General features: G+C 67.1%; 20 protein-coding genes and 1 pseudogene. 6 read left to right on the plus strand and 15 right to left on the minus strand.

Annotated features, from left to right (window positions below):
* Positions 1 to 7 precede the first annotated feature (7 nt).
* Both ACNA0R_RS24135 and ACNA0R_RS24140 read left to right on the plus strand, forming a co-directional pair.
* Positions 8 to 904 (plus strand): LysR family transcriptional regulator, encoded by an 897-nt coding sequence (locus tag ACNA0R_RS24135; RefSeq protein ID WP_415828611.1) that lies wholly within the window; start codon positions 8 to 10, stop codon positions 902 to 904.
* Between the two features lie 205 nt (positions 905 to 1109).
* Positions 1110 to 1229 (plus strand): annotated as a pseudogene (locus ACNA0R_RS24140) (hypothetical protein); the annotation flags it as partial.
* Between the two features lie 127 nt (positions 1230 to 1356).
* Here ACNA0R_RS24140 and tcuB read toward each other — a convergent pair.
* From tcuB to ACNA0R_RS24160, 4 genes are all read right to left on the minus strand, one after another.
* Positions 1357 to 2601: a tricarballylate utilization 4Fe-4S protein TcuB gene (gene tcuB / locus ACNA0R_RS24145; protein WP_415828612.1), complete on the minus strand. Its 1245-nt coding sequence runs from the start codon at positions 2599 to 2601 to the stop codon at positions 1357 to 1359.
* Entirely contained in the window at positions 2588 to 4003 is a 1416-nt protein-coding gene (gene tcuA, locus ACNA0R_RS24150; protein WP_415828613.1) for an FAD-dependent tricarballylate dehydrogenase TcuA, read from the minus strand. Before tcuA ends, tcuB begins: the two co-directional genes overlap by 14 nt.
* An 81-nt stretch (positions 4004 to 4084) precedes the next feature.
* Positions 4085 to 5005: a LysR family transcriptional regulator gene (locus ACNA0R_RS24155; protein ID WP_415828614.1), complete on the minus strand. Its 921-nt coding sequence runs from the start codon at positions 5003 to 5005 to the stop codon at positions 4085 to 4087.
* A gap of 8 nt (positions 5006 to 5013) precedes the next feature.
* Positions 5014 to 5496, minus strand: coding sequence for a secondary thiamine-phosphate synthase enzyme YjbQ (locus ACNA0R_RS24160; RefSeq protein ID WP_415828615.1), 483 nt, complete (start codon positions 5494 to 5496; stop codon positions 5014 to 5016).
* A 156-nt stretch (positions 5497 to 5652) separates the two neighbouring features.
* On the opposite strand from ACNA0R_RS24160, the gene ACNA0R_RS24165 reads away from it, so the two are divergent.
* The gene (locus ACNA0R_RS24165) at positions 5653 to 6129 is read left to right on the plus strand and encodes a VOC family protein (protein WP_415828616.1); all 477 of its coding nucleotides are present in this window, start codon (positions 5653 to 5655) and stop codon (positions 6127 to 6129) included.
* A 9-nt stretch (positions 6130 to 6138) separates the two neighbouring features.
* On the opposite strand, the gene ACNA0R_RS24170 is transcribed toward ACNA0R_RS24165, so the two are convergent.
* The 3 genes from ACNA0R_RS24170 to ACNA0R_RS24180 all read right to left on the minus strand — a co-directional run bounded on the left by ACNA0R_RS24170 (position 6139) and on the right by ACNA0R_RS24180 (position 9575).
* Positions 6139 to 6663, minus strand: a complete 525-nt coding sequence (locus ACNA0R_RS24170; RefSeq protein WP_415828617.1) for a GAF domain-containing protein — start codon at positions 6661 to 6663, stop codon at positions 6139 to 6141.
* Entirely contained in the window at positions 6663 to 7634 is a 972-nt protein-coding gene (locus tag ACNA0R_RS24175; protein WP_415828618.1) for a Bug family tripartite tricarboxylate transporter substrate binding protein, read from the minus strand. The genes ACNA0R_RS24170 and ACNA0R_RS24175 overlap by 1 nt, the downstream gene beginning before the upstream one ends.
* Positions 7635 to 7736: 102 nt before the next feature.
* Positions 7737 to 9575, minus strand: coding sequence for a gamma-glutamyltransferase family protein (locus ACNA0R_RS24180; RefSeq protein WP_415828619.1), 1839 nt, complete (start codon positions 9573 to 9575; stop codon positions 7737 to 7739).
* A 127-nt stretch (positions 9576 to 9702) separates the two neighbouring features.
* On the opposite strand from ACNA0R_RS24180, the gene ACNA0R_RS24185 reads away from it, so the two are divergent.
* Together ACNA0R_RS24185 and ACNA0R_RS24190 are read left to right on the plus strand one after the other, a co-directional pair.
* Positions 9703 to 10686 (plus strand): LysR substrate-binding domain-containing protein, encoded by a 984-nt coding sequence (locus ACNA0R_RS24185; RefSeq protein ID WP_415828620.1) that lies wholly within the window; start codon positions 9703 to 9705, stop codon positions 10684 to 10686.
* Between the two features lie 259 nt (positions 10687 to 10945).
* On the plus strand, positions 10946 to 11419 hold the full coding sequence (locus tag ACNA0R_RS24190) for a Spy/CpxP family protein refolding chaperone (protein ID WP_415828621.1): 474 nt from the start codon (positions 10946 to 10948) through the stop codon (positions 11417 to 11419).
* Positions 11420 to 11486: 67 nt separating this feature from the next.
* Here ACNA0R_RS24190 and ACNA0R_RS24195 read toward each other — a convergent pair whose 3' ends face one another.
* From ACNA0R_RS24195 to ACNA0R_RS24205, 3 genes are all read right to left on the minus strand, one after another.
* A complete protein-coding gene (locus tag ACNA0R_RS24195; RefSeq protein ID WP_415828622.1) occupies positions 11487 to 12470 on the minus strand; it encodes a Bug family tripartite tricarboxylate transporter substrate binding protein in 984 nt (327 codons plus the stop codon).
* A 309-nt stretch (positions 12471 to 12779) separates the two neighbouring features.
* Complete coding sequence (locus tag ACNA0R_RS24200; RefSeq protein WP_415828623.1) at positions 12780 to 13328, minus strand: 3-isopropylmalate dehydratase small subunit; 549 nt, start codon at positions 13326 to 13328, stop codon at positions 12780 to 12782.
* Entirely contained in the window at positions 13321 to 14631 is a 1311-nt protein-coding gene (locus ACNA0R_RS24205; RefSeq protein WP_415828624.1) for a 3-isopropylmalate dehydratase large subunit, read from the minus strand. Before ACNA0R_RS24205 ends, ACNA0R_RS24200 begins: the two co-directional genes overlap by 8 nt.
* A gap of 95 nt (positions 14632 to 14726) precedes the next feature.
* Between ACNA0R_RS24205 and ACNA0R_RS24210 the strand changes: the two genes are divergently transcribed.
* The gene (locus ACNA0R_RS24210; protein ID WP_415828625.1) at positions 14727 to 15677 is read left to right on the plus strand and encodes a LysR family transcriptional regulator; all 951 of its coding nucleotides are present in this window, start codon (positions 14727 to 14729) and stop codon (positions 15675 to 15677) included.
* Between the two features lie 40 nt (positions 15678 to 15717).
* Here the strand turns inward: ACNA0R_RS24210 and ACNA0R_RS24215 are convergent, their stop codons facing one another.
* From ACNA0R_RS24215 to modB, 5 genes are all read right to left on the minus strand, one after another.
* Positions 15718 to 16488, minus strand: a complete 771-nt coding sequence (locus ACNA0R_RS24215) for a trypsin-like serine protease (RefSeq protein WP_415828626.1) — start codon at positions 16486 to 16488, stop codon at positions 15718 to 15720.
* Positions 16489 to 16613: 125 nt separating this feature from the next.
* Complete coding sequence (locus ACNA0R_RS24220) at positions 16614 to 17015, minus strand: winged helix-turn-helix domain-containing protein (protein WP_415828627.1); 402 nt, start codon at positions 17013 to 17015, stop codon at positions 16614 to 16616.
* 14 nt (positions 17016 to 17029) lie between these two features.
* Positions 17030 to 18010, minus strand: coding sequence for a glycosyltransferase (locus ACNA0R_RS24225; RefSeq protein WP_415828628.1), 981 nt, complete (start codon positions 18008 to 18010; stop codon positions 17030 to 17032).
* A 162-nt stretch (positions 18011 to 18172) separates the two neighbouring features.
* On the minus strand, positions 18173 to 19327 hold the full coding sequence (gene modC, locus ACNA0R_RS24230; protein ID WP_415828629.1) for a molybdenum ABC transporter ATP-binding protein: 1155 nt from the start codon (positions 19325 to 19327) through the stop codon (positions 18173 to 18175).
* The gene (gene modB, locus ACNA0R_RS24235; protein WP_415828630.1) at positions 19324 to 20001 is read right to left on the minus strand and encodes a molybdate ABC transporter permease subunit; all 678 of its coding nucleotides are present in this window, start codon (positions 19999 to 20001) and stop codon (positions 19324 to 19326) included. The genes modC and modB overlap by 4 nt, the downstream gene beginning before the upstream one ends.
* Between the last annotated feature and the right edge of the window lie 16 nt (positions 20002 to 20017).

Here is a 20017-nt window from a genome sequence, read left to right on the forward strand (position 1 = left end):
AGGCCCTATGGAACTCCGACATTTACGTTGCTTCCTGGCCGTTGCTGACGAATTGCATTTCGCTCGCGCAGCCGAACGGCTACACATCGAACAGTCGCCTCTGTCGCGAGCGATCAAGGAGCTGGAAGAAGAGCTTGGCACACGCCTGTTTATCCGTAACTCGCGCAACACGCGCCTGTCGCGGGCCGGACAGATGTTCCTGGAGCACGTTCCGCGCATCTTTACCTCCCTGCAGCAGGCCCGCGAAAGCGTCAAGGCCGTCATGGCTGGCTACGACAGCCAATTGCGCGTTGCGCTGTCCGATGGCATCCCACCGCCGCGCCTGAGCGCCTTCCTGATGCAGTGCCGCGAGGAAGACCCCGAAGTCGATATCCATCTGGTTGAAGTGCCGCTATCGCAGCAGATCGAAGGGCTGCGCGCCGACCTGTACGATGTGGGGTTTGCGCAGTCTGACGAAGTCGGCGACGGCCTGCTGGCCGAATTGGCGTGGAGCGACCTGCTGGTGGTGGCCGTGCCCGTGCGGCATCCCCTGTTGACTCACAAGCGCATCCCGCTTGAGGAAGTGTTGCGCTACCCGTTGGTGATGTGCGACCCGCACATCTGCGAGGGCTACTGCCGCCAGATCGCGCGAGTGCTTCGCACCGTGGACATCGAGCCACTGGTGGCGGAGGAAGTCGCCTCGTTCGACCTGATGCTAACCCTGGTGGCGGCCGGATATGCCTTGGCTCTGGTCGGTGCTTCGCAGGTCGCCGCCTGCCGTACCGCCGATGTGACCAGCCGCCCGCTGGCCGGGCAGGCACCCCGGTTGAACACCTATCTGCTGCGGCCCGACAAAGCGGCCTCCGAGCCGCTGGCCCGCTTCATCAAGCGCGCCATTTCGGACGCTCCCGCCTCACGCCGTTGACTTGCCTTCTGGTCTCGATGCCCTGCTGCCCTGGCGCAGCAGGGCATGTTGCGGCGTGGATGGCACGCGGCCAAGCCAGCCGCCATGCGGCTTTGCGCATCTCGACGGCACGGTGCCGCAATATGGCGCGTGCCGCGTCAACCTCATGTGCAGACTGGCTTTGCGCGCACCGTGGTGCCGCGCCCTTTAATCTTGTCTTCCGCCGCTCTCATGCCAAACGGCACGCGATTTCGATGCAGCGGTGGCGGCGGCAAGCCTGTTGCCTGCACGCTGGACGGCTACGCTGAGTGCAGTTCGGCGTACAGTGCGAATGCACGCGCAATGACAGGCCGAGGGCACGTTGCCATACATGGGTATGACTTCACGGCGTGCAGCGGCCATGCAGTCCTGCTGACAGAGTTTTGAAAGGGCCACCCGGGCGGGCCCACCTGGGCGGCCCCACCCGATAACACTCAGTCCGAACCCAGTTGCAGCGAATTCGGCTGGCGCTTCTCGATGTTCCACTTCAGCAGCGCGGCGCTGCGATAGATACCGTGGGCGAATTTGCCATACGGCAGCGTCAGGAACAGCGCCATCACCGTGCCCAGGTGGATGGCCAGCAACAGGCCCATCGCGCCGGTGTCACGCCCCGCCAGCAGCGCCAGCCCGGTGATCGAGATCAGCAGCAGCAAGGCAATAAAACCGCGGTCCATGGGACGCTGGTTCACATCACCCTGCTCCGGATTGCGCCGCAGGTTCAGCCACAGCAGGCCCGCCGGCCCGATGATCAGGCCGATGCCGCCCAGTGTTCCCAGCAGGACCGGCGCGCTGAAGAAGGGATACGGCGCGTGATAGTCCAGCAGGTAGTGGTACAGCGTGGCCACGCAGGTGGCGGCAAAGCACAGCATGAAGCCGTAGAAAGTGAAGTGATGGAAACGGCGGCGCGCCAGCGTGAAGGCGTCGTCGTTCTCGTTGCAGCCCTTGCCATGGCCGCCATCCAGATAGCGCAGCCGCAAGGCGTCGTGCGCCGCCTCCGCCACCGCGGGACCGGTGGCCTTGCCGGGCGACACATTGCGCCAGAAGCGCGTCACCCCTATCCCCAGCGCCAGGATGGCGAACAGGAACACCACGCCGAACATCAGCGCCAGCGTGTTGTGCGGGAAGATGGCGTAGAAATTGCCTGCCAGCGGCGCGTGGATCAGCGAGCCGGCCGACATCATGGCCAGGACCAGGAACAGGGCCAGCATGGCGGCGGTCGCCAGCGATACCGTCAAGCCGTTGCGCTTGTACAGCGACCCCAACGCCGCCGGCCAGGCGTAATCCGTATACGTCTGCACCCGCACCTTGGCCATGGCCTGCGGCACATTCACGGCGAATTCGTGCGGCGGCGCATACTGGCAGGCGTACAGACAGGCGCCGCAGTTGTGGCACAGGTTGGCCAGGTAATTGACGTCGGCCTTGCCGAACTCCAGGCGCCGCGTCATGGCGGGGAAGACCGCGCAGAAGCCTTCGCAGTAGCGACAGGCATTGCATATCTGCATGATGCGCGCGACTTCGGCTTCGTTCCCGGTGGTCGGTTCGCGCTTGGACACGAACTTGACCGTGGTTTCCTTCATGGCGCCGTGGCCTTCGGCCGTACGGGCCGGGGTGATGGAAGCGTCGGGCGTAACGATATGCATGGCGCTCGCCTGTTTGACGAGGGCTTCAAGCTGTTTCAAGAGCGGCTCCCATGGATGATTTCTTGCCGGCGGCCTGCGCGGCCTGCGTACCGGCGATGCGGCCGAATGCGGTACCGATCGACATGCCGACCCCGGCGGTATAGCCCTTGCCCAGCACATTGCCGGCCATCATTTCGCCGGCGACGAACAGGTTGTCGCTGGGCACGCCGTTGAAGTGCACCGCGGCCTGGTCGTTCACCTTCAGGCCCAGATAGGTAAAGGTGATGCCCGGACGCAGCGGGTAGCCGAAGAACGGCGCGCGGTCGATGGGACGGGCCCAGTGCGTCTTGGCGGGGGCGATGCCTTCGGTATGGCAGTCGTCCAGCTTGGTGTGGTCGAAGGTGCCGACGCGGCAGGCGGCGTTGTACTCGCGCATGGTCTGCATGAAGCGCGCTTCATCCAGCCCCAGCTTGCGCGCCAGTTCTTCCAGCGTGTCGGCCTGGGTACCGGTGAACACCGGCGGCATGAAGCGGCCGATGGCCTTCGCATCGATGATGGAATAGCCGATCTGGCCGGGCTGGCCCGCCACCAGGCGGCCCCAGATCGCGTAGCGCTTGGGCCAGAAGTCTTCGCCTTCGTCGTAGAAGCGCTGCGCGTCGCGGTTGACGACCACGCCCAGCGACACGCAGTCGATACGCGTGCAGATGCCGCCGTCATACAGCGGCGCGCGCGCGTCGATGGCCACGCAATGCGATTGGGAAGGATCGCCGATGATGTCGGCGCCGGCCTCCATCATGAACTTCAGCAGCACGCCCTTGTTGAAGCGGGTGCCGCGGATCAGGAAGTTATCGGCCGGCCATTCGCCGCGCTCGTTCTGGCCCCAGGCCTCGCGCAGCCACTCGCGGTTCGATTCGAAGCCGCCGGCCGCCAGCACGCAGGCCTTGGCCTCGATGCGCTCCTGGCCGACGAAGGCGGCGACGAAGCGGCCGTCGCGCAGCTCCAGGCGGTCGACCGGCGCGTTGTAGCGCACCTGCACGCCCAGTGACTCGGCGCTGCGGTAGTAGGCATTGACCAGCGCCTTGCCGCCGCCCATGAAGAAGGCATTGGTGCGCGCCACGTGCAGCGCGCCCGACAGCGGCGGCTGGAAATTCACGCCATGCTTGCGCATCCAGGGCCGACAGGTGGACGACGCGCGTATGGTCAGGCGCGCCAGGTGTTCGTTGGTGATGCCGCCGGTGACTTTCAGCAAGTCCTGCCAGAATTCTTCTTCCGGATAGGCCTCCACCAGCACATCCTGCGGCGCGTCGTGCATGCAGCGCAGGTTGCGCGTGTGCTGGGAGTTGCCGCCGCGCCATTCCTTGGGCGCGGATTCCAGCATCAGCACGCTGGCGCCGGCCTCCCGCGCCATCAGCGCGGCGCACAGGGCGGCGTTGCCGCCGCCGATAACCAATACATCCCACATGGCTTTCTAGCCCTCCTTGGACAGGTGCGGACTGTAGACGAGAAGCCACGCGGCCGTAAGGGGCTAGTCTTCAACAGGTCTTCACGAATTTTGAAGACTTGCGCCGGGCCAGCCGCCTTCCCTGACCAGCTCGCGCGCCACATCGCCCAGGACGACCCGGGCAGCCAGGCCGGCCGGCGAGAGCTCGTCTTCAGGCAAACTGACGAGCAGGTTCTTGCGATGCAGGTCGGCGCCGGTCAGCCAGATGCGGCCCAGGCTGGGATCGGCGGCCAGGGCGGCGCCCGGCTGGATGGTGGCGACGTGCCCCACCCTGACCATGGCCATCAACGTGGCCAGGCCGTCGACCTCCGCCACGATATTGGGCTCCGCGCCCAGCCTGGCGAACGCCGCGTCCACCAGGTTGCGCAGGCCATGCGCGGCGCTGGGCAGCACCAGCGGGACGCCGGCGAGCTCGCCCAGGCCGGCGATGTCGGCGACCGGCCAGTGTGGCGTGGTGGGCTGGCCGATCAGCGCGAGCTGTTCGTCCAGCAGCGGCAGCACGGTCCAGCGCTGCGCGGCGTCGGTATTGAACACGATGGCCAGATCCAGCTGCCGGGCATTGAGCATGGCCGCCAGATGGCCGGACAGGCTTTCCGTCATGCGCAGCCGCACGTCCGGATAGCGCTGCTGCATCGCGTGTATGAAACGCGGCGCCAGCACCGTGGCCGTGGTCGACGCCAGGCCGACGCTGACCTGGCCGGCCAGCCGGGCCTCGCGCGCGGCCATGGCGGCGGCGTCGGCATGGCGGATGGCCAGTTGCGCCTGGCGCAGAAAGGCGCGGCCGGCGTCGGTGGGGACCACGCCGGTGGCGGTGCGCTGCAACAGTCGCGTGGCCAGTTCGCTCTCCAGGCGGCTGATCTGCTGGCTGAGCGCCGAGGTAACCACGCCCAGTTCCGCCGCCGCGCGGCCCATGCTGCCCAGTTCGACGATGCGCGCGAAAGCGCGCAGCTGCCGCAATTCCATGACGCCGCCTACCCGTTGCCGTTATCGTTCGCCAATTCGCTGTAGCCGGTCACGGTGACGGTGACCAGGCGCCGGTGCGGCCGCAGCCGATGCTCCCACAGATAAATGCCCTGCCACGTTCCCAACGCCAGATCGCCACGGGTGACCGGTATGGTGAGGGTGACGCCGGTCAGGGCCGCGCGCACGTGGGCCGGCATATCGTCGGGGCCTTCCTCATCGTGCAAAAACAGGGGGTCGCCGTCGGGAACGATGCGTGCAAAATAGCGTTCCAGGTCGGCGCGCACCTGGGGATCGGCGTTTTCGGTGATCAGCAGCGAACAGCTGGTGTGCTGGGTGTAGACGTTGACCAGCCCGTATTGCACGCCGCTGCCCGCGACGCGCGAGCGGACCTCCTGCGTCAATTCGAAGAACCCCCGCCCCGAGGTGGCGATCTCCATTTCATCCTGCAGCATGGACCGCATGGGAAGGACTCGCGCCTTGGATTTTTTCATCGTGACTCCGGTGTCTTGGGGCGGCATGGGCTGGCGTTATAAAAGTTTAGCCCGCACCTGCGTGGCCCGATGTCGATACACCCATGCGCCGTTCGTCGTAAGACAGGCCCCGTATCCGCGGCCCGGCCCGCCGCCCTAGCTGAGAGGAACCTTACCATGCCCAAACCGTCGCCCCATCCCATCCCGCCCGGCATGCACACCCTGACGCCGCACCTCATCTGCGCCAACGCGCTGGCCGCCATCGAGTTCTATGAGAAAGCGTTCGGCGCCAGGCTGGAAACCAGGCTGATGGCGCCGGATGGAAAGATGCTGATGCACGCGATGCTGCGCATCGGCGACTCGGCCGTGATGATGGCCGAAGAGTGCCCGCAATGGGGCTCCCTGGGCCCCCAGCCCGGCCAGCCGAAATCCATGGTGCTGCACCTGTACGTCGAAGACGCCGACGCCTTCATCGAACGCGCCGTCGCGGCCGGCGCCACGCTGGTCATGTCGGCCACCGACATGTTCTGGGGCGATCGCTACGGCCAGATCGACGACCCTTACGGGCATCGCTGGTCGGTCGCCACGCACAAGGTCGACCTGACCCAGGAGGAGATAGAGGAAGCGCTGAAAAAGATGCCGCCGGGCCGGTGACGCCGGCGGTCAGCGCCGCAGCGCCAGGAAGCCGGGCACCGCCAGCAGGCCGGCCAGGCGCGCGAAAGCCACCAGGCCGCTGTCGATATGCTCGGCCGGCATCAGCAGATTCAAGGTGCCCAGGCAGACATCGTTGGTCACCACGGGCACATTGATGACCGATTTCAGGCCCAGCGCCAGTATGGCCGCGTGGTCGTCGAACGACTCGCGGATGGCGTCGACCCCTTCGCCCACATAGACGCGCCGGTCCAGCAGGACATGCTGGCCCCAGCGCGTGCCCGCCTTCTCCTTGGACCCGCCCGGCGGATAAGCGACCGGGTCCGAGCTGTACAGCCTGACCACGGCGACGCGCTTGGCATCGAAGCGGTTCACGGTGCACAGCGTGTGCCGCAGAACCGGCTTGGCGTAGGCATCGATGGCGGCGAACAAAGCCACCGGATCGGTGCCGGCGCAGGCCGTGGCGATGGCGTCTATGCCGTCCAGCACGGCGCGCTGGAGCGGGATGCCATTGATGGAGAAGGCGGTGTCGGTCATTACTCGTCGGCCTTGATGCCCAGTTCGCGTACCAGCTTGCCGTACTTGTCGGCATCGCGTTCCAGGGTCTTCTGGAACTCGGCGGGCGTGGTCTGCAGGACCTGCACGCCGATATCGCCCATCTGCTTCTGCACCTCCGGCAGGGCCAGGATGCGGTTGATCTCGGTGTTCAGCTTCTGCACCAGCGCCGGGTCCATGCCGGCCGGGCCGAAGGCGCCGTACCACACCGCCAGTTCATAGCCGGGCACGGTTTCGGCCACGGTGGGCACGTCGGGCAGCAGCGGCGAGCGCTTGTCCTCGGTGACGGCCAGCAGCTTCAGCTTGCCGGTCTTGACGTGCGGCAGGGTCTGCGTGCCGGCGCTGAACAGCAGCTGCGTACGGCCGGCCACCGTGTCCAGCACGGCGGGCGCGCCACCGCGATAGGGAACGTGGATCATCTGCACGCCCGTCGCCTTCTGGAACAGCGCGGCGCTCAGGTGGTTGGTCGAACCCGCGCCGGCGGAGGCATACGCGACCGCGCCGGGATGGGCCTTGGCGTAGGCAATGAACTCCGCCACGTTCTTGGCCGGGACTTCCGGATTGATGACCATGGTGTTGGTCACCAGGGCCAGTTCGGCGATGGGGCTGAAATCCTTCACGCCATCGAAAGGCATGGTGGCGTACAGCGCCTGGTTCATCGTGTGGGTGCTCATCGAACCGATCAGCAGCGTGTAGCCGTCCGGCTTGGAGCGCGCCACGAAGGCCGAGCCGATGTTGCCCGATGCGCCGGAACGGTTTTCGACGACCACCGACTGGCCGAAGCTCTGGCTCATATGCTGGGCCAGCAGACGCGCCAGGATGTCGGTGGAGCCGCCGGCCGCCCAGGGCACGATCAGCGTAATGGGCTTTTCAGGATAGGCGGCCGAAGCCAGGCCCGGCAGGATCGCCAGCGCGACGGCGGCCGCGCGCAGGTAATGTCGTATCGATTTCATAAGGGAATCCCCAAAATAGTGCCGCGCGATCCGGTTGTCGCGCGGCGGGTTGGAACAACAAGCCGTGGCCCGCGTGCCCCGGCTTGCAAGAACGTCAGGTTGCTAGCGGCCGACCGCGTACCCCTGCATGCCGCGCGGATTGGCGCCGGCGCGCAGCAGCCGTCCGCCGCCCGCTTCGGGCTCGCGGGTGCAGGCGCTGATGCGGCCCTCCGACCAATCGCCGCCCACCTTGACCTCATGCCCGGCCGCGCGCAGCGCTTCGAGCGTGGCGATCGGAAAACGGGACTCCGCGGTGATGCGGTTGAGCGTGGTGGTGCGCGGCCAGAAGGAGCCGGGAAAGTGGTCGATGTGCCAGGACGGATGCTCGATGGCTTCCTGCAGATTCATGCCGCACAGCGCATGGCGCAGGAAGAAGCCCACGGCCCACTGGTCCTGCTGGTCGCCGCCGGGCGTGCCGAAGGCCATGTAAGGCTCGCCGTCGCGCAGCGCCATGCCGGGCGACAGCGTGGTGCAGGGGCGCATGCCGGGGCGCAGGGAACCGGGCAGGCCCTCGTCCAGCCACGTCATCTGCAAACGCGTCGTAATGGAAAAACCCAGTTCCGGGATGGCGGGACTGGAGGACAGCCAGCCGCCCGAAGGGGTCGCCGCCACCATATTGCCGTCGCGATCGATCACGTCGATATGGCAGGTGTCGCCGACGAAAACCTCGCGCTCCAGCCACTCCTGCACGGGCGGCAGTTGCGCGAAGGTCGGCTCGCCCACGCCGAAGCGCGTGTCCGAGGCCGCCAGCGTACGCACGGCCGCCTCCAGGTCCGGCAGGCGCGGCTCGCGGCCATCGGGACGGCCGGGGCGCAGCTCGGTGGAAGCGCGATCGCCGATCAAGGCCGCCCGGCTGCGGGCGTATTCGTCGGATAGCAGTGTTTGCAGCGGGACGTCCACGGCGTCAGGATCGCCGTACCAGGCCAGCTTGTCGGCGAAGGCCAGTTTGGCGGCTTCGGTGACCTTGTGCACGAACTCGGGCGAACCCGGAGAAACATTCTCGATGCCGAGATGCCGCAGTATCGCCAGCTGCTGCAGGAAAACGGGGCCCTGCGACCAGGGGCCGCACTTGGCCACGGTATAGCGGCCCAGTTGGGTGGTGACCGGATCTTCGTAGCGCGGCTTCCAGGCGGCCAGGTCGTCCAGACGCAGCAGGCCGGTGTTGCGCTCGCCGGTGGTATCGCGAATGGCCTCGGTGCGGTAGAACTTGTCGATGGCCTGGGCGACGAAGCCGCGGTACCAGCAGTCGATGGCGGCGTCGATGCGCGCGCGGCGATCGGCCTTGCCGCTGGATTCGTTCAGGATGCGGGTATAGGTGTCGGCGATGCCGGGCGTGCGGAACAGCCGTTCCGGATGCGGCACGCGGCCGTCGGGCATCCAGACCGCCGCGGACGACGTCCATTCATCGCGGAACAGGGACTGCACCGCGTAAATGGCCTGTACGATGCGCGGCACCAGCGGAAAGCCGTTGCGGGCGTATTCGATGGTGGGGCGCAGGACGTCGGCCAGCTCCCAGGTGCCGTGGTCGCGCAGCAGCGCCAGCCAGGCGCCGAAGGCGGCCGGCACCGTCGCCGGCAGCAGGCCTATCCCGGGCACCATGTCCACGCCCAGGCCTTTGAAGTATGCCGGCGTGGCCAGCGCGGGCGCGTTGCCCTGCCCGCACAAGGCCTGGATGCGGCGTTCTTTCTCGCTCCAGAACAGCATGGGCACTTCGCCGCCCGGCCCGTTCAGGTGCGGCTCCAGGATCTGCAGCATGAAGCCGCCGGCGGCGGCGGCGTCGAAAGCGTTGCCGCCGCGCTCCAGCACGCTCATGGCGACCTGCGAGGCCAGCCAATGCGTCGAGGAAACGACACCGAAGGTGCCCCGGATCTCCGGGCGGGTAGTGAATGCGGGAGTGGCCATGGCTTATTCCTGAAAGATGAAAGTATATGTTGCCGAAAATAACGGAAGTGCTGTTTTTTCTGATGGTGTGATAACCATTTGGTTATGATCCACGGCACCTGTCCCGCAACCGCCAAGGAGTCCGCCCGTGCAATCCGTTTCCGCGCGCCTGCTATCGCGCCTGAAACTGCGTCATCTGACGTTGCTGACGCGCATCTCCCCGGGCGACTCCCTGACCCGGGTCGCCGAATCGCTGGGCGTCAGCCAGCCGGCGGCGACCAAATCTCTGGCGGAGATCGAAGACCTGTTCGGCGGCCCGCTGTTCATCCGCACCGCGCGCGGCCTGCACCCTACTCCGCTCGGCGAGCTGGCGGTCGTGCGCGCCCGCCACATGCTGCAGGACATCGACCACTGGGCGCTGGAAATGGATGCCCTGCGCGGCGGACATTCCGCGCATCTGCACGTCGGCGCCATCCCTTTCATCTCCGCGCGTATCCTGGTGCCGACCATAGAACGCCTGTACGACGGCCATCGGATCACCGTCAGGCTGGAACGCGCCACCACCGACCAATTGCTGCAATCGCTGCGCGCCCACGAGCTGGACTGCGTCATCGGCCGTGCCTCGGTGATGATAGGCATGGACGAACTGCACCATGAAGTGCTTTATCCGCAACGCCCCGCCCTGATCGCCAACCCCAGGCTGGCCCGCCGCATGGCGCGCCGCAAGCCCGACTGGCGGGAGTGGGCCGAGATGAACTGGATCCTGCCGGCCCCCGCCACGCCCATCGGCAACATGGTCAGCGAGTTGTTCACGCGCGCCGGCGTGCGGCCGCCTTCGCCGCGCATACAGACTTATTCGATGGACGTCATCGCCATGCTCATGCGCCATGACGACAGCCTGGTATCCATCGTTCCGGAGGACATCGCCGACGATCTGGCGCGCAGCGGCGACGTCACCCGCGTGGCGTGGCGCTTCGATTGGTCGCTGCCGCCCATCAGCCTGATCCGGCGCCGCCGCGACGTCGCGCTGGAAGCGGAAGAACGTTTCGTCGACATCCTGCGCGCCGTCTGCCGCGAAACCGTCGGCGATCCGTCCGCCAGCGACATACGTCCGGGACCGCTGCTGGAATGACCGCACATTCTGGATGAGTCGTAAGCATAGGCAAACCGCCGCGCCCGGCGTCCGTCGTGCCGAACGGCCCGGGATGCAGGCAGTCACGGCTCGCGCCTGCCGCGCCCGCCTGAAGCTGACAGTACGATTCATCACCAAATAAGGGGGACGGCGCAAATTCGCGCGCCGGCAAATGCGTATGCTGAGCACCGCCTTCCACCGCGCGCCCGGATCGCGGGCGCGGCCCGGACTCCAAGCCGCATTCCTTCAGGAGAACAGGATGAAACTCCGCATCACCGTGCTTGCCGCGTCCCTGCTATTCGGCACCGCGGCCCTGGCGCAAACCAGCGCCGTAAGCGCCACCGGCGCCGCCGCGTCGACGCAGGCCGATGCCCGCGTCGAACAGCGCATCAAGCAATTGCACGACCAACTGAAAATCACGTCCGCCGAAGAACAGCAGTGGGCCGTCGTCGCCCAGACCATGCGCGACAACGCGTCACAGGTCGACCAGTTGATCTCGAAGCGCGAGGCACACGATCCCATGTCGGCGCTCGAAGACCTGGACTCCTACGCCCAGATCACGCAAGCCAATTCCGACGGCGTGAAGAAGCTGGCCGCCGTTTTCGCGCCGCTGTACAACGCCATGCCGGACGATCAGAAGCGCAACGCCGACAAGGTATTCGCCGAATCGCATGAACGCCATGCGGCCCGCAAGCAGCAGCACAAGGCCGCGCCCGCGCCCAGCCAGGGCTGACCCTGGCGGGAGGACCCTCCATGAAACGCGCCATCCTGGCCACCCTGAGCGGAATCGCCGCGACCGCTCATTCCAATGAGATATTCATCTCGTCGCCCAGCTTGCGTATCGTCGCCACGTAGTTCTTCAACATCGCGTCGAACTGCTCGGGCGTACTGGACTGCGGCTCCGCGCCCAGGTCGTTGAGCCGCTTGCGCACCTCCGGCAGCGCCAGTATCCGCGCGATTTCGGCGCTCAGCTTCTGCCGCACGGCCATGGGCGTCTTCCCGGGCACCAGGGCGCCGAACCAGTCGTCCGCATCGAAGTCGCTCATGCCGGGCTGATTCACCACCGCCACGCCCGGCAGGAATTTCTGCGCCGCCGCGGAGGTCGCGCCCAGCACCAGCAGCCGGCCATCCCGCGCCAGCGGCAAGGCATTCGGCCCCGGCGCGAAGGCATACTGCACGCGGTTCTGCATCACGTCCGTCACGGCTTCCGGCGTGCCGCGATACGGCACGTGCACGCCGGAAAACCCGTAGACCGCCGCGAACTGCGCCGCGTGCAAATGCCCGGTGCTGCCGGCGCCCGCCGACCCGTAGCTGACGCCCTCCGGCCGCCCTTTCGCATACGCCGCCAGCTCCGCCAGCGACTTCACGCCCAAGGTCGTCGACACCACCAGGAAGCTCGGCGAGCGCGCCATCAGGCCTACGCCCGCAAGGTCCTTCAAGGGATCGTAGGGCAGCCGCCGATCCAGCGCCGAGCGCACGCCGAAGGCGCTGGGCGCCACCAGCACGGTCTGCCCATCGGGCTTGCTGGAAATCACATACGAGGCGCCGATGACGCCGCCCGCGCCCGCGCGGTTCTCCACCACCACGGGAACGCCCCAGGATTGCGTGATGTGCTGCGCCACGACGCGGGCGATGACGTCCGTCGTGCCGCCCGCCGTCGCGGGCACGACGAAACGGATGGGACCATTGGGATAGACATCCGCCGCTTGGGCCATGGAGGACGATGCGCAAACGATGGCACAAGCCAGCGCCGCGCGCAGGAAACGCGATCGAGATATGGACATGATGGCAACAGGCGCGCACCGCCTCGCGGCGCGACGCCACTCCTGTGACGATTGAACACAGTACCGCCGCGCTCCGTGCCGGGAGGCGCCGCGGTTCCCCGCATCGGCCCGTGCTTTACCATCCGCCGGCGCCTATGCTTTTGCCGTCTCCACCCTCTACCCGGTGGACCGTCCGCGCCCGCGGGCGCGGATCCTTGTTCGCGATCCCGCTATCGCCGGGATCTTCCATCCGATGCAACTGTCCGCGCCGGCAGGCGCGGATCTTTGTTCGATCCGGCTGTTCCCGGGATCGAGACCGAAAGTAATGCCCTAGGCGGCGGCGCCGGCCGGCGTTGCCTGCTGGCGCTGGAGCCACCAGTGCCTGAGCCAGCCCTCGTTGCCGCCGCACGCCAGCAGTTCGCGCAGCGCCTCGGGCACCGGCGGAACGGCGCGCGTCAGTCCCTGCGTGAAATTGGTGAAGGTCCCATTCAGGAAATCGACTTCCAGCTCGTCGCCGGTTTCGCAATACGCCGTGATGTCCTGGCAATGATTCAGCACGCGCAGCCCCGTGCTGATGGCGGCGCGGTAGGCCTGCACCGACATCGATTCGCACACCAGGCCCAGCCCCAGCGCCTGCATCGCGACGTAGCCGTTGCCCTTGGGCCCCATGCCGAAATTGCGTCCGGTGACGATGATGTCCCCGGGCCGGCAGCGTTGCGCAAAGCCCGGATCGGTTTCCGCGAACAGATGCGGTGTCAGCACCGCCGGATCCATCTCGCGCGCCGTAATGAAGCGCGCGGGAATGACGCCGCCGGGATGCGGTACGTCGTGGCCCAGCTTGTAGCAGCGGCCGCGCAGGACCCATTGATAGTCATTCATAGGCGTCCTCGCTGCGGCGGTACAGGTCGGCATCGGCATCCAGCCCGCGCGGATCGGCGATACAGCCGGCCACCGCCGACGCCGCCACCGTGGCCGGATTGCCCAGGAACAGGCGCGCATCGACAGGTCCGAAGCGTCCCGCGTTGTTGTTGGTGGCCGTGGATATTGAAGCTTCGCCCGGCGCCAGCGGGCCGACCACGGCGTCGTTGCATGGACCGCAGCCGGCGGGCAACAGCATCGCGCCGGCATCCAGCAGTACCTGCATGACGCCCTCTTCCGCCAGCCTGCGTGTCGACTTTTCGGTGCCGGGCACGATGAACAGCCGTACATGGCCGGCGATGCGCCGCCCCTTCAGCATGCTGGCGGCGCGCAACATGTCCTCGTAGGTACCCGAGCCACAGGATCCGATGAAGGCGTGATCGATGCGCGTGCCGGCGGCTTCGCCCACGTCCACGGCATTGCCGACGTTGCCCGGTAGCGATACCTGGGGCGCGATGCGCGCCAGGTCGATAAGATGGCGCGATTCGTATTCCGCGTCGGGATCGCTGTACACCGGCTCGAACGGCCGCCGCGCATGCCGCCTGCAATACGCCAGCATGGCCTCGGAAGGCGGCACGAACACGCCGGCCGCGCGCATTTCGGTGGGCGTACTGCACAAGGCCACGCGCGCTCCGAAGCCGAAGGCATCCAGGTCGCCGCCGTACTCCACCACGCGGTAGTCCAGATCGATGTCCAGCACCTTGCGCTTGACCTGGCGCGCCAGGAGAAACCCGATATCGCGCGCCATGACGCCGTCGGCCAGGCTGCCGCGCAATTCCAGCAGGACGGTACGCGGGACTTCCACCCAGGTCGTCCCGGTGGCCAGCACCCGCGAGATCTCGTTGCCCACCCGCATGCCGAAGGCGCCGACCGCGCCGGCATTGGTGGCATGCGTGTCGTTGTCGAAATAGAACATGCCGGGCAGGACCTTGCCGTCTTCCATCGGGAAGATATGGCCGTGGCCGCCGCGCCCCGCGTCGTAGAACTGTTCCACGCCCCACTGCGCCGCCGCCTTGCGGTTGAAGGCGCCGCGCTCGGCGGCCCGGTCGCTGCCGTAGACCACGTCGTGGTCGCTGACCATCATGACTCTTTGCGGCTGCATGACGCGGCCGATGCCGATGCGGTCCAGCTCCACCTTGGCTTCCTTGACCAGGCCGTCATGGATCATCACCAGGTCGGGCTCCGGGTAAACCAGGTCGCCCGCGCGCACGCCGGGTTTACCCGAGGCTCGCGCCAGCACCTTTTCGATAGCGGTGTAACCCATGTCCCTGGCCCTGCACGTTGAAGCGATGCGACAGTGTCATGCGCCATGGTTGATAAGTAAAATAACAGTCAACTATCCACTCATTGCAGAATTTTATGAATCTCAATCTGCGCCAATTGGAGGCCTTCGTACTGCTCGCGCGCCTGGGCGGGTTTTCCCGGGCGGCGGATCAATTGCATCTGACACAGGCGGGGCTGAGCATCCTGATTCGCCGGCTGGAAGAACGGCTGGATGCGCGGCTGGTCGAACGCACCACGCGCAGCGTGGCGCTGACGCCGGCCGGCAACCAGGTGCTGCCGATCGCCGAACGCATGCTGGCCGATGCGCAGGCGGTGCTGGCCTGCGGCCGCGGGATGACGGCCGATCAGGCGGGCAGGATCTCGCTGGGCCTGGCGCCGCAGCTGGCGGGGACGGTGCTGCCCGAAGTCTTGAAGGCCTTCCGCGACGATTACCCGCGCGTGTCGGTGGTGTTCCGCGAATGCGTGAACGAAGAGATCATCGGCCGCATCTATGCGCGCGAGATCGACTTCGGCCTGGGCTTCGGGATCCAGAAGAACAGCGAGCTGGATAGCCTCGCGTTGACGGAAGATACGTTGGCGGTCGCGCTCCCGCCTGGCCATGCGCTGGCCCGCAAACGCGTCGTGCGCTGGAAGGACATCCTGCACGAACCCATCATTACCCTGACGGTGGGCAGTACGGTGCGCACGCTGACCGAGAACGTGTTCATGGCCGCCGGCCAGGCGCTGCGGCCGGCCTATGAAGCCACCAATACGATCACGGCGCTGGCCCTGGCGCGCGAGGACCTGGGCGTGGCCATCGTGCCGACCAGCATCCGGCCGGCGGCCACCGCGCAGGACATGGTGCTCAAGCCGCTGCGCGATCCGGTCGTCCGGCGATCGTTGAATCTGGTCACGCGGCGCGGGTCGGTGCTGTCGGACCCGGGGCAACGCTTCATCGAGCTTTTCAGCACGGCGATCGCGCAAATCGACACACCGCCGAACGCCGCCGCGCGCCGCGCGCCGCGGCGGACATCGCATCAGTCGTAACGCGACGGCACCGACAGCCGCGATGCGCGGCGCCGTGCCCCTAAACAGGTGTCAGGCGCGTCGCCGCGGCCCTGATCAGATCGGAATACCTGCATAATGCGACGGCGAGGTCATGCTTGTCCGAGCCGGCGCTCTGCACACCGATTTGCACTTCATTCGTCGACATCAGCGGGCTGCCCGAGTCCCCCTTGTCGGCCACGGACTCGGATGAAAGATGCAGATGGCGGCCGTCGTCCACGCGCACGTTGACGGTCTTGGTGTGCTGGATACCCATATCGCTCGGCGGCAGGCCCATGCCACGATAGGCCTGCGCGGTGTCGCCGTCGCGGGGACAATCGCCGTGCTGCGGCAATCGGGCGGTGATGGCGCCTTCGTCGGCGCCAACCGGCCTGGACAGTTTCAGCAGCCCCCAGTCCGCCGCGGCGCCGCGGCCGGGCACCGCCTTGGCCTTCACCCAATTCGTTCCTTCCTCGCCCAGCACGATCCGCCTGGAAAACCCGAAATCGCGTCCGTAATAGATATTGACGGTCCGTCGTTCCGGTTTGATGCAGTGCGCGGCCGTCAGCACGACATCGTCGCCGATCAGCGAGCCGTGGCAGCGGGCGTAATTGACGCCCGTGGGACTCTGCAGCTTGACGTAGCTGGATTGTTCGGGACGGAAGCCGCGATACCCTTTCGGCGGAGCGGCTGCCCACCACTCGTTGGCCCAGAAGGAGAATCTATCCCACAAGGGCGGCCGGTCATCCGGCGTGGCTGCAGGCCAAACGGGCTGGTGGTTGGCGGGAGATGGCTGAAGCGATGCGCTGGTCATGGAAACTTCGTCGTAAGGTCAATCGACGCTCCTGAGTCCGGAACACCCATCCGCGGTTCCTGACGCATCGAACCGGGCGGCATGCGGGCGCGCTGCGCGACATCCCCGGACGCTACCTTGCCGGATCAACCGTCGTGGTTCATCAGGCCGGTCAATTCGCGTATCTGTTCCGCGCATGCCGCTTGGGCGCGTGTTTCTATGTCTCGGTATAAAGCGACGATGCGCTGGCCCACCGGAGTCAGTGTGCTGCCCCCGCCGCTGGCGCCGCCCGGCCCGGAATGCGTCGCCGGCTCGGCCAGCGCGCGGTTCAGTTCATCGATCAGCAGCCAGGCGCGGCGATACGACATGCCCAGGTCGCGCGCCGCGGCGGAGATGGATCCGTGCTCGGCGATGGCTTCCAGCAGCGCCACTTTGCCGGGACCGATCGCCAGCAGATCGCCTTTGCGGATACGCAGGCGAAAGCGCGCGTCCGCCTGGGTGACGGACACGCTGGAATTCGACGTCTTGCGGATCGACGAAGTCGCCATCGTCGCAGGATACTTCATCGGCGGCAGCGGGCGACCGTCAGATAGCATCGCGCCAGGCGGCGATGCTGCCTGAAGCCGCGGGCGCCGCGCCACAGCTCGCGCCAGATCTTCATGTCATGCAGACTGCGGGCGACTTCCCGCCGCTGCGATCCGCCGTGCAGCTCCTTGCGCAGGATGCTCTCGAGGCAGACGCATTCCACATTGGCGTGGCGCAGCAGCGCCCGACGCAGCGCCGCGTTGCCGCGCGCGCGCCCCGCACAATCGACCAGGGTTTTCAGGATATGCACATAGCTTTGCGCCCGCCGCGCCAGCGATGCCTGCGAGGGCGAGCGGACGATGGAGTGCGGATTGACCCGATAGGCATAAGCCGGCCGCCGGGCAAAGCCCACGCGGCGGGCCGCCAACGCCAGATGCAAGGTCCAGAGTATGTCCTCGTGCAGCAGCGCGGGGGTGAAGCTCAGCCGGTGCTGTTGGATAAGCGACCGGCGTATCAGTTGCAGCCAGACGTAATGCGGCCATTCGCCATGGCTGGTGCAGTGGATGATCCATTCGGGGCCGGACATGACCTCGCCCCATCGCTGCCGGTGCAACAGCGGCCCTTTGGTCGGCACCAGCGGATCGGCCGCGAAACGGTAGCCGTTGCCGATCACCACGTCGACGTCCTGCGCGCGGGCCTGTTCCTGCCACTCCTGCAAGGTATTGGGGGTGAGCCAATCGTCGGCATCGGCGAAGGCGATCCATTCGCCGCGCGCCGCCTGCAAGCCGGCGTTGCGCGCCACGGAGGGGCCTTGATTGGATTGGTCGATGACGACAAGCCGCTCGTCCGCGCGCGCCCGTTCGCGCAGCACGGCAAGGCTGTCGTCGGTCGAACCGTCGTTGACCGCGATGATTTCCAGCGACAACCCGCGCTGGCTCAGCAGGGAGTCCAGCGATGCCGGCAGAAAAGCGGCGCAGTTGTACACCGGCATAACGATGCTGACCTGGATGGAAGCCACAAGTCCGAGGCATTACGCCAAAAGTATTGAACCGGACCCATTTTACCGTGCCAGAAACGGTGTGCCGGAGGCCATCCCCGGCTGCATCCCACGGCGGTATCCGTACCGTTGGCGCCGCGCGGCCAGGGTCCCGGAGGGGCTCGACGTCCGGCGAAGGGGCATTCAAACCAGGAGGGAGACCGCCTTGATCTGCGCCCACAGCCGCAGTCCCGGCGCGAGCTCCAGGCGGTCATGCGAATAGCGGGTGACGCGCGCCAGCAGCGGCGTGCCGTCGGCGTCCAGGCGCACCATGACGTGGGCAGGGTTGTCGGCCGGCGTACTGCCCCGTACGGTGACCGGGAGGATATTAAGCATGCTGCCGTCGTCCTGCCGGCTCAGGGCCAGGCTGACGTCGCGCGCCTTTACCACCAGCCGCATGGGACGGCCACGCGGCACCTCGGCATGCACGACCCGCAGCGTGGAGCGGCTGCCCGGCAAAGCGACGGACAGCAGCCGGTAGCTGTCGTCGTAATCCGCGACGACGCCCTGCACGACGACCGAGGCATCGTCGCCGCGCGCGGGCGGCAGGCCCAGATCGGCCAGCGTTTCGGCGATCGGTCCATTGGACACCGCGCGGCCGTTATCCAGCAGCACGACGTGGTCGGCGAGGCGGGCGACTTCCTGCGCCGCGTGGCTGACGTAGATCACCGGGATGTCGAGTTCATCGTGCAGGCGTTCCAGGTACGGCAGGATTTCCTGTTTGCGACGGTCGTCCAGGGCGGCCAGGGGCTCGTCCATCAGCAGCAGGCGCGGACTGGTCAGCAGCGCCCGCGCGATGCCCACCCGTTGCCGCTCGCCGCCGGAAAGCCCGGCCGGCATGCGGTCCAGCAGGTGATCGATGCCCAGCAAGGCAATCGCGTCGGCCGGTTGCACGCGTCGTTCCGCTGGCGCGACGCGCTTGTAGCCGTAGTGCAGGTTGGCGCGCACGTCCAGGTGCGGGAATAGATTCGCGTCCTGGAAGACATAGCCCAGCGCCCGCCGGTGCGGGGGCAGCGCGTGGCGGCGGGACGTGTCCAGCCATACCTCGCCATTGATGTTCAGATAGCCGGGCTCGGGTGTCTCCAGTCCGGCCATGCAGCGCAGCAGCGTGGTCTTGCCCGAGCCGGAGGGGCCGAACAGCGCGGTGACCCCGCTGCCCGGCAGGCGCAGGTCCACGTCCAGGTCGAAAGTGCCGTGCCGCAGGCGGAATCGCGCTGCTATCGTCCGCCCGGCGCCGGTATCGCCGCTTGCGGGCACCGTCGCCGCGTCCGGCGGCGACCAGCCCTGGCCCGCGCTCATGCCTTGCCCCAGGGAGCGCCCCGCCGCGCATAAAGCAGCAGCAGGATCAGGAACGAGAGCACCACCATGCCGGCGGCGAGGCTGTGCGCGCGGCTGTATTCGAGGGCCTCGACGTGGTCATAGATCTGCACCGATACGACGCGGGTGCGGCCGGGAATATTGCCGCCTATCATCAACACCACGCCGAACTCGCCCACCGTATGCGCGAAACCCAGTACCGCGGCGGTCAGATAGCCGGGACGGGCCAAGGGCAGCGCCACCGTCATGAAGCGGTCCCAGGCGCCGGCCCGCAAGGTGGCGGCGGCTTCCAGCGGCCGCCTGCCGACCGCGGCGAAGGCGTTATGCAGGGGCTGCACCACGAAGGGCAGCGAATACACCAGGGACCCCACCACCAGGCCGGCGAAACTGAACGGCAGCGTGCCCAGGCCCACGGCCTGGGTCAGCTTGCCGACGTAGCCGTTCGGTCCCATCGCCAGCAGCAGGTAGAAGCCGATGACCGTGGGCGGCAGGACGAGCGGCAGCGCGATCACGGCGCTGACCGGGCCGCGCCAGCGGGACGAAGTACGGGCCAGCCACCAGGCGATGGGCGTACCGATGAGCAGCAGCAGGCAGGTGGTCAGCGCCGCCAGCTTCAGCGTCAGCCAGATGGCGGCGGCGTCCTCGCTCGTCAACATGGAAGTAAAGCCTTTA

Source organism: Bordetella sputigena (genome assembly GCF_965137885.1).
GTDB lineage: Bacteria > Pseudomonadota > Gammaproteobacteria > Burkholderiales > Burkholderiaceae_B > Bordetella_C > Bordetella_C sputigena.

Coding starts and splice junctions, on each gene's coding strand:
- ACNA0R_RS24135 (WP_415828611.1), top strand. CDS start 8: ATGGAACTCCGACATTTACGTTGCTTCCTGGCCGTTGCTGACGAATTG.
- tcuA (WP_415828613.1), bottom strand. CDS start 4,003: ATGTGGGATGTATTGGTTATCGGCGGCGGCAACGCCGCCCTGTGCGCC.
- ACNA0R_RS24155 (WP_415828614.1), bottom strand. CDS start 5,005: ATGGAATTGCGGCAGCTGCGCGCTTTCGCGCGCATCGTCGAACTGGGC.
- ACNA0R_RS24160 (WP_415828615.1), bottom strand. CDS start 5,496: ATGAAAAAATCCAAGGCGCGAGTCCTTCCCATGCGGTCCATGCTGCAG.
- ACNA0R_RS24165 (WP_415828616.1), top strand. CDS start 5,653: ATGCCCAAACCGTCGCCCCATCCCATCCCGCCCGGCATGCACACCCTG.
- ACNA0R_RS24170 (WP_415828617.1), bottom strand. CDS start 6,663: ATGACCGACACCGCCTTCTCCATCAATGGCATCCCGCTCCAGCGCGCC.
- ACNA0R_RS24175 (WP_415828618.1), bottom strand. CDS start 7,634: ATGAAATCGATACGACATTACCTGCGCGCGGCCGCCGTCGCGCTGGCG.
- ACNA0R_RS24180 (WP_415828619.1), bottom strand. CDS start 9,575: ATGGCCACTCCCGCATTCACTACCCGCCCGGAGATCCGGGGCACCTTC.
- ACNA0R_RS24190 (WP_415828621.1), top strand. CDS start 10,946: ATGAAACTCCGCATCACCGTGCTTGCCGCGTCCCTGCTATTCGGCACC.
- ACNA0R_RS24195 (WP_415828622.1), bottom strand. CDS start 12,470: ATGTCCATATCTCGATCGCGTTTCCTGCGCGCGGCGCTGGCTTGTGCC.
- ACNA0R_RS24200 (WP_415828623.1), bottom strand. CDS start 13,328: ATGAATGACTATCAATGGGTCCTGCGCGGCCGCTGCTACAAGCTGGGC.
- ACNA0R_RS24205 (WP_415828624.1), bottom strand. CDS start 14,631: ATGGGTTACACCGCTATCGAAAAGGTGCTGGCGCGAGCCTCGGGTAAA.
- ACNA0R_RS24210 (WP_415828625.1), top strand. CDS start 14,727: ATGAATCTCAATCTGCGCCAATTGGAGGCCTTCGTACTGCTCGCGCGC.
- ACNA0R_RS24215 (WP_415828626.1), bottom strand. CDS start 16,488: ATGACCAGCGCATCGCTTCAGCCATCTCCCGCCAACCACCAGCCCGTT.
- ACNA0R_RS24220 (WP_415828627.1), bottom strand. CDS start 17,015: ATGGCGACTTCGTCGATCCGCAAGACGTCGAATTCCAGCGTGTCCGTC.
- modC (WP_415828629.1), bottom strand. CDS start 19,327: ATGAGCGCGGGCCAGGGCTGGTCGCCGCCGGACGCGGCGACGGTGCCC.
- modB (WP_415828630.1), bottom strand. CDS start 20,001: ATGTTGACGAGCGAGGACGCCGCCGCCATCTGGCTGACGCTGAAGCTG.